Annotated in this window: 6 protein-coding genes, 1 tRNA gene and 1 pseudogene; 5 read left to right on the top strand and 3 right to left on the bottom strand. The window is 64.5% G+C overall.

Features of this window, described 5'->3' with window-relative positions; translation table 11 throughout:
* Positions 1 to 88: 88 nt before the first annotated feature.
* Complete coding sequence (locus tag ACTHQS_RS20925; protein WP_440172709.1) at positions 89 to 2368, top strand: gluconokinase, GntK/IdnK-type; 2280 nt, start codon at positions 89 to 91, stop codon at positions 2366 to 2368.
* Positions 2369 to 2454: 86 nt separating this feature from the next.
* On the opposite strand, the gene ACTHQS_RS20920 is transcribed toward ACTHQS_RS20925, so the two are convergent.
* On the bottom strand, positions 2455 to 3066 hold the full coding sequence (locus ACTHQS_RS20920; protein WP_440172708.1) for a Rho termination factor N-terminal domain-containing protein: 612 nt from the start codon (positions 3064 to 3066) through the stop codon (positions 2455 to 2457).
* Positions 3067 to 3459: 393 nt separating this feature from the next.
* On the opposite strand from ACTHQS_RS20920, the gene ACTHQS_RS20915 reads away from it, so the two are divergent.
* On the top strand, positions 3460 to 4023 hold the full coding sequence (locus tag ACTHQS_RS20915; protein ID WP_440172706.1) for a hypothetical protein: 564 nt from the start codon (positions 3460 to 3462) through the stop codon (positions 4021 to 4023).
* 11 nt (positions 4024 to 4034) lie between these two features.
* Here ACTHQS_RS20915 and ACTHQS_RS20910 read toward each other — a convergent pair whose 3' ends face one another.
* Positions 4035 to 4421, bottom strand: a complete 387-nt coding sequence (locus tag ACTHQS_RS20910; protein WP_440172704.1) for a DUF7793 family protein — start codon at positions 4419 to 4421, stop codon at positions 4035 to 4037.
* A gap of 140 nt (positions 4422 to 4561) precedes the next feature.
* On the opposite strand from ACTHQS_RS20910, the gene ACTHQS_RS20905 reads away from it, so the two are divergent.
* Positions 4562 to 5098: a GNAT family N-acetyltransferase gene (locus ACTHQS_RS20905; RefSeq protein ID WP_440172702.1), complete on the top strand. Its 537-nt coding sequence runs from the start codon at positions 4562 to 4564 to the stop codon at positions 5096 to 5098.
* Between the two features lie 162 nt (positions 5099 to 5260).
* Positions 5261 to 6295: a zinc-binding dehydrogenase gene (locus ACTHQS_RS20900; protein WP_440172701.1), complete on the top strand. Its 1035-nt coding sequence runs from the start codon at positions 5261 to 5263 to the stop codon at positions 6293 to 6295.
* Positions 6296 to 6424: 129 nt separating this feature from the next.
* On the opposite strand, the gene ACTHQS_RS20895 is transcribed toward ACTHQS_RS20900, so the two are convergent.
* Positions 6425 to 6514: transfer RNA gene (locus ACTHQS_RS20895), tRNA-Ser, on the bottom strand.
* A gap of 124 nt (positions 6515 to 6638) precedes the next feature.
* Between ACTHQS_RS20895 and ACTHQS_RS20890 the strand changes: the two are divergent.
* A pseudogene (locus ACTHQS_RS20890) lies at positions 6639 to 7074 on the top strand (HNH endonuclease signature motif containing protein); the annotation flags it as partial.

Below are 7074 nucleotides of genomic sequence, written 5' to 3'. Positions count from 1 at the left end.
TGCCCTACAACCGCCTCGTCGACGGCACCGTGCATGACTGGTGAGGCATGACTGGTAAAACAGGCCACGACTGTCAAGGAATCAAACAATGACTAAACAGCAGATCATCGTCATGGGCGTCTCCGGCTGCGGCAAGTCCACTATTGGAGACCTTGTGGCCCGGGAACTGGGCGTCCCGTTCCTCGACGGCGACTCCCTCCACCCCGTGGAGAACGTGGCCAAAATGGCAGCCGGCACCCCGCTCACGGACGAGGACCGCTGGCCCTGGCTCGCCACCGTGGGCGCGGAGTTGGCCAAGGCGGGCGATGGCGGACTGGTCCTGGCCTGTTCCGCCCTTCGTCGCAGCTACCGCGACGCCATCCGGAAACAGGAACCGGACACGATCTTCCTGCACCTCAATGGCAGCAAAGAGGTCTTGAAGGCGCGGACGGAAGGCCGCACCGGGCACTTCATGCCACCGGCGCTGCTGGACTCCCAGCTCGCCACCCTGGAACCGCTGCAGGAGGACGAGCGCGGCGTAGTGGTGGACATCGCCGCGCCCGTTCCGGACGTGGTGGCCCAGGCACTCAAGGGGATCGCCGCCGTCGTACCTTCACCCAAGGCAGCGCAGGGCACTGCTCCCCGGCAGTTCGACGTCGACCTTGCCGCCGCCCCGTTCAACCTCGACGCCGATGCCATCGCCTGGGTGGAGGGCACCCTTGGCGCCATGACGCTCGAGGAAAAGATCGGGCAGCTGTTCATCAACCACAACAACGACTACTCACCCGAGTACCTCGATGGCGTGCTGGAAAACTACCACGTGGGCGGCATGCGGTACCGCCCGGGTCCGTCCGCTGCAGTGCAGGAACACATCCGCTATGCGCAGTCCAGGACCCGGATTCCGCTGCTGATCGCGTCCAACCCGGAGATGGGCGGAGCCGGCAGCTGCGACGACGGCACTTTCGTCTCGACGCACCTCCAGGCAGGCTCGCACCCGGACAAGACCATTGCCCGGCAAATGGGGCAGGTGGCCGGGGTGGAGACTGCGGCACTGGGGTGCAACTGGGCGTTCGCGCCGATCGTGGATATCCACTACAACTGGCGGAACACCGTCATTTCCACGCGTTCTTTCGGCAACACCCCGGAAATCGTGGTGGAACGCGCCAAGGAATACTTCGACGGCATCAGCGAATCGCCTACGGCCTGCGCCATGAAGCACTTCCCGGGCGACGGGATTGACGAGCGCGACCAGCACGTGGTCACCTCCTACAACACCCTCCCTTACGAGGAGTGGAACCGGACGTACGGCCACGTGTACCGGGAGATGATTGCGCACGGCGTGCAGTCCATCATGGTGGGCCACATTGGGGCGCCGGAGGTTTCCCGGCATTTCCGGCCAGGCCTCTCCGATGCTGAGATCCTTCCCGCCACCTTGTCCCCGGAACTGCTGCAGGACCTGCTGCGCGGCGAACTCGGCTTCAATGGGCTGGTGCTCACGGACGCCTCGCAGATGGTGGGCCTGACGCAGGCGAAGAAACGCAAAGACCTGGTGCCTGCCACAATCGCCGCCGGTTGCGACATGTTCCTGTTCTTCCGGAACCCGGCCGAGGACTTCCAGTACATGCTGGACGGGTACAAGTCCGGGATCATCACCGAGCAGCGGCTCCACGATGCGCTTCGGCGGATTCTCGGGCTGAAGGCGTCCCTGGCCCTGCACCTCAAGGCTGCAGACCAACTGGTGCCGCCCGCCGAGGCGCTTGCCGTCATTGGATCGGCCGAGCATCGTAAGGTGGCTGCGGAGATCGCGGACAAAACGGTGACGCTGGTCAAGGACACCGCCGGCAACCTGCCCATCACTCCGCGGACCCATCCCCGGATCCGCCTTTACGGGATCTCCGGCGGGTCCGATTTCACCCGCGCCGACCCGCTGGCCTACCTGGAGGTGGTCAAGGAGGAACTGGAAGCCGCCGGTTTCGAGGTGCACCTCTTCCGGACCGCTGGGCAGCGCGAGGCCGCGGGGGAGACCGGCGTGAACTTCATGTCGATCATCTCCGAGGAGGCTACGGGGGACTACGCGGAGAAGTACGACGCGGCGTTTGTCTTTGCCAACGTGAAGGGCTTTGCCCAGGAGGCCGCCATCCGGATCAAGTGGTCTTCCCCGATGGCCGCGGAAATCCCGTGGTACGTCACGGAGGTCCCCACCGTGTTCGTTTCCCTGAACCAGCCGAACCACCTGATCGACGTGCCCATGGTTAAAACGGCTATCCACGCGCATGCCGGGACGCGGGAAGCCATCCGGGCTGCGGTGGAGAAGATCCAGGGCAAATCGGAGTTCCAGGGTACGTTCAACGACAACGTGTTCTGCGGATCCTTCGACACCCGGCTGTAAGGCAGTATTGGCATTAGGGCGGTACTGAAGGAGGCGCCACCGCTGTCAGCGGCGGCGCCTCCTTCGTGCCTCAGGCCTGGGAGGTCCTACGCGTCTTCACGCTCCGGGTTCTCCAGCCGGAAGAAGTTGGACTGCCTTCCATCGGACCGCTGTTCCTGATAGATGAAGTTGAGCCGACGGTCGTCAAACGTCTTGAACCACTCCTCCCAGCTGACTTCGCGAAGGTTCGCGTCCTTGTCGCGGAAGTCGATGCGCAGCACGCCCAGGTGGTCCCCGCGTTCCGTGCCGTCGACTGTTGCGGGAACGCCGCCGCGTTCTTCCGCCCACTGCCTGATGACCTCGTGGTGCGTGGTTGCCAGGCTTCGGCCTTCGCGTTCGGGTTCCTCCTCGGTTGAGGTGATTTCCTGCGAGTACTTCAGCGACTTGGATGAATCATCGCCGTAGCGGATCTTGCCGCCGTCAGGCCCGGCGCCCAGGCCTTCCGCGCCATCAGCGCCTGCGTCGACTCGGCCATGATCCGCGCCTTCCTGCCGGCTCTGGGCCACCTCCTTCACCAGTTCTTCCTTGCGCATTCCGGAAGCGCCGGTGATGTGCTCTTCCTTGGCCTCCTGGCGGAGTTCGTCCACTTTCATCTTGCGCAGTTCGGTTTCACTCACATCGGGTGTGTTCGGCGTCTGGTTTCCTGGCTTGTCACTCACGGCATGTCCTCCCTTTTGCAGAGCTCTTTGCAGAATCGACAAATAATAAGGCTGCTTACTTTCTAGCGTGTGCGCGGATGTGGCGTCAAGCGCCGTGGCCGGATGTCACGCTGCAGGTTCCGCATTTCCCCACGCGGGGCTTTGGACTCTGTGGTTACGAATACCCGGCAGGTAGGCTCCACAAGTCCCGGATCCGAAGGAGCCAGCCATGAGCAGTGTGACGTCACGTGTCCAGGCCCCCACAGCGACGCTAAAGAGTGGAAGCCGCGCAGGCATCTGGACACGCACGCCGTTGCCCGGGCTTCTCGGCGCTGTGGCCGCTGCAGGGCTTTGCACGCACCTGGTCCTGCCACGTGCACTGGGGGTCTGGGGACCGATGCGCCGGAAAGGTCGATGCCTCTTCCCGGCGACGAGTTGATTCCCCGTCCCGATGAAGTCCAGACCATGGCAGTGACCGTGTCTGCCCCTCCGGACGAAGTCTGGCCGTGGCTCCTGCAGATGGGGGTGGACCGTGCGGGCTTGTATTCCTACACGTGGGTGGAGAACTGGCTGCTCCATTTGGGCGTTGAGAATGCGGACCGCATCCATCCGGAGTGGCAGGACCTGCAGGTGGGAGACGTCGTTGCCTTCACCCCGGATGGCTATCCGGGAGGGCGCCGCGGGCCGCGTGTGGTGGGCATGGAGAGCGGGCGGCATCTGGTCCTGGACTTGAGCCCTGGTGCAGCGCCGGGGACTGTCACCGGGACATGGCAGTTTGTCCTCCGCGATGCGGGTGACGCGGGGACCAGGCTGCTGCTCCGGACGCGTTCTGGCCCCGGCCGGCCAGTCGGTCTTCGCCTGATGGATTTCCTCCTTCGGCCCGGCTACCTCGTCATGGACCGTGCCATGCTCGTGGGCATCAAAGAACGCGCGGAGGGCGGGGCGCGCAGGAGGCACCCGCCGTCGACGCCGGAGTGACCGCGGAGCCCTCAGTGCTCCGTGGGCTGCGCCCTGCCTGGCGTGCCGGTCCGGCTGCCCTGCTCCAACAGCCAATGGAGGGCCTCGGGTGCGTTGGTGAAGTATGCGGTGGGAGTCAGGGACCGCTGGGAAAAGGCGGCCACAACCTTACCCATGGGGCCATCCCCAACGAGGGCCACGGCCGAGAACCCGCGGTAGGCGTTCATGCCTGCCCTGGCTTCCGGCGTCAATCCCGCAACTGCCGCGAGATCAACGAGAAGTGGCAGGAGACGTCCGCCACTGAGGTTTTCCAGGACCCGGGCAGCCTGAACGGCAATGTCGTACGTGATGAATACTTCCGGTTTCCACTGCAGCTGCAGCACGCCCTTTTCAAAAGCGGCAGTAAAGAACTCGTTCATTCCCGTCCCGGATTCTCATTGAGACCTCGTATTTTGACCAATCGAGGCCCATTCTGCCTGATCAGCACGACATTTGGGCCAGGAGCGGGCCGCGGGTGATTGTGAGGTCCGGCCGTTTTCCGGCTGTGTAGTGTGAATCAGTGGACTTCTCTTGTGAACTCGCTGGCGGCATTGTTCTGCGTCCCGTCCAGATGGGGGATGCAGGGGCGCTGGCTTTGGCGTTCCAGGCGAACCGGTCCCACCTCGCCCCCTGGGAGCCGGTCAGGGCGGAGGAGTTCTATACCGTCGAGGGACAGCGTGAGCTGATCAGGCGACGGCAGGCTGACCTTGATTCAGGCGCAGCGCTTTCCATGGTGTTGAGCGGCGATGAAGGCATCCTGGGCCTCCTGACTCTCAGTTCGATCGTGCGGGGTTCATTCCAGAATGCCCACGTCGGCTACTGGATCTCCCCGGCTGTCCAGGGCAGGGGGCTCATGACGGCGGCGCTGGCCGCGGCGGTGGACATCGCTAAAGACGGGCTCGGCCTCCACCGCCTCGAAGCAGGCACCCTGGTGCATAATGTCGCATCCCAAAGAGTGCTGGAAAAAAACGGTTTTGAGGCCTACGGCACGGCGCGGGCCTACCTCCGGATAGCCGGCCAGTGGCAGGATCACCGCATGTACCAGCGGATTCTCTAACTGCCGCGCGGTTTGGGATATGCCCGACGGCGGCCCCCGGCATCACCGCCCGGCCCGGGCATGACGCTGGCGAGGTTTTTCACCGCGTGGAGCCCCGTGCGAAGATGTCGCCCGAACCCCCTCATGGATGTGAGCGGGACGAGGCGGATATATGGAGGTCATGTGCGCGCGATTGTCATGGACCAGATAGCAGGACCGCTGGCTGTCCGGGAGGTTGAAGAGCCGGAGGTTCCGGTGGGCGGCGTCGTCATCGGCGTGGTTGCCACGGGGCTGTGCCGCAGCGACTGGCATGCCTGGGCCGGGCACGACGATATTGAGCTGCCGCACGTCCCGGGCCACGAGTTCGCCGGCGTCGTTGTCAGTGTCGGTCCAGGAGTGGCGAAGTGGACGGTCGGCGACAGGGTCACAGCACCGTTCGTCGAGGGCTGCGGAGCCTGCGAGTGGTGCCTCGCGGGCAACGCGCAGGTTTGCCCGGAGCAGCAACAGCCAGGTTTTACGCATTGGGGTTCTTTTGCCGGGCAAGTCGTGATCCATGCAGCGGACACCAATCTCGTGGCGATTCCCGATGGGGTCAGCTTCGAGGCAGCCGCCAGCCTGGGGTGCCGGTTCGCCACCGCTTACCGTGCACTCACCGGCCGGGCCCGCCTCACTGCCAACGAATGGGTCACCGTTGTAGGGGCAGGCGGCGTAGGGCTCAGCGCCGTCATGATCGCCAAAGCACTCGGTGGAAAGGTTATCGCCGTCGACCGGCACCCAGCTGCCTTGGAGGTGGCGGAGTCCCTCGGTGCGGACCACGTTCTGGCAGCAGACGGTTCAGATATCCCGGCGCAGGTGCACGCCCTCACGGGAGGAAGCCACGTCTCCATTGACGCCGTCGGCAGTGAGCTGACGTGCGCGGATGCGCTCTTGAGCTTGCGCCGCCGGGGCCGGCACGTCCAGATCGGGCTCCTGCCGCCGGTGGAAGGCCACCCCCGTGTGCCCATGGCGCGCGTGATCGCGTGGGAACTGGACGTCTTTGGAAGCCACGGAATGGCCGCGGCGGACTACCCCGGGATGCTCGCCCTGATTGAGTCGGGTGCGCTTGAACCGCAGAAGTTGATCGAACGCGTGATTGGGCTGGCCGAGGCCGCCGACATGCTGCCACGGCTTGATACCGCCAATGTCGCGGGGATGACGATGATCGATCCGACGCGCTGACGCATCCGCCGCCGGCAGATCGCTGTTCCGTCAAGTCGTGGTGGCCTTCCCGGAGGAGCTGTGCTCATTCCGTGCGGAATGAGAAAGGCCCTGCTTCCCTTTTCACAAGGGAAGCAGGGCCTTTCTACCTGGCGGTGACGGTGGGATTTGAACCCACGTTGGCTTTTACACCAAACAACATTTCGAGTGTTGCACCTTCGGCCGCTCGGACACGTCACCAACCTCAATAGGGTACCGGAGCAAGGCCTGCATCCCCAAAACGTGGGTACGACAGGCCAGTGCTCCCGAGCCGACCCTAATTGTCGTACCCCCTTGCCATGATGTTTTTATGGGGAAAGCGGCGGTGGTGAAGGCGTTCGGGGATATCCGGGCTGCCCTTGCCGTGTTGAATGCGGAGGTGGACGGGCAGGGGGCGTTGCCGTTTTCTGTGGCTGATCCGTTGGCTGGTTTGGCGGATGGGTGCCTGGATATTCTTGCCCGGTCCAGGGAAGTTGAGGCCGGGATCGCGGGTTTGAAGGCGAAGGCTGCGGTGACGTACGCGGACACCGCAGAGGTGGTTGCCGGGCCGGATGTGCCGGTGCGGGCGCAGGAGATGGCGGCGGTTGCGGAGATCGGGTGCGTGCTGGCTTTGGGTCCGCGGGCGGCGTCCTCATTTCTGGCGACCGCCCACGCCGTGACCACCACGTTGCCGCGCACTCTTGAGGGGTTGCAGGCCGGGGTTCTGTCCTGGGGCCATGCGGTGGTCATGGCGGACGAGACCGCGTGCCTTGATGCAGTGG

This window comes from Arthrobacter sp. SAFR-044 (assembly GCF_051965175.1).
In the GTDB taxonomy this organism is placed as follows: Bacteria; Actinomycetota; Actinomycetes; order Actinomycetales; family Micrococcaceae; genus Arthrobacter.
Note: the sequence above shows the minus strand (reverse complement) of the source record. Positions and strands in the feature narration are given on the sequence as shown.

Coding starts and splice junctions, on each gene's coding strand:
- ACTHQS_RS20925 (WP_440172709.1), top strand. CDS start 89: ATGACTAAACAGCAGATCATCGTCATGGGCGTCTCCGGCTGCGGCAAG.
- ACTHQS_RS20915 (WP_440172706.1), top strand. CDS start 3,460: ATGCCTCTTCCCGGCGACGAGTTGATTCCCCGTCCCGATGAAGTCCAG.
- ACTHQS_RS20910 (WP_440172704.1), bottom strand. CDS start 4,421: ATGAACGAGTTCTTTACTGCCGCTTTTGAAAAGGGCGTGCTGCAGCTG.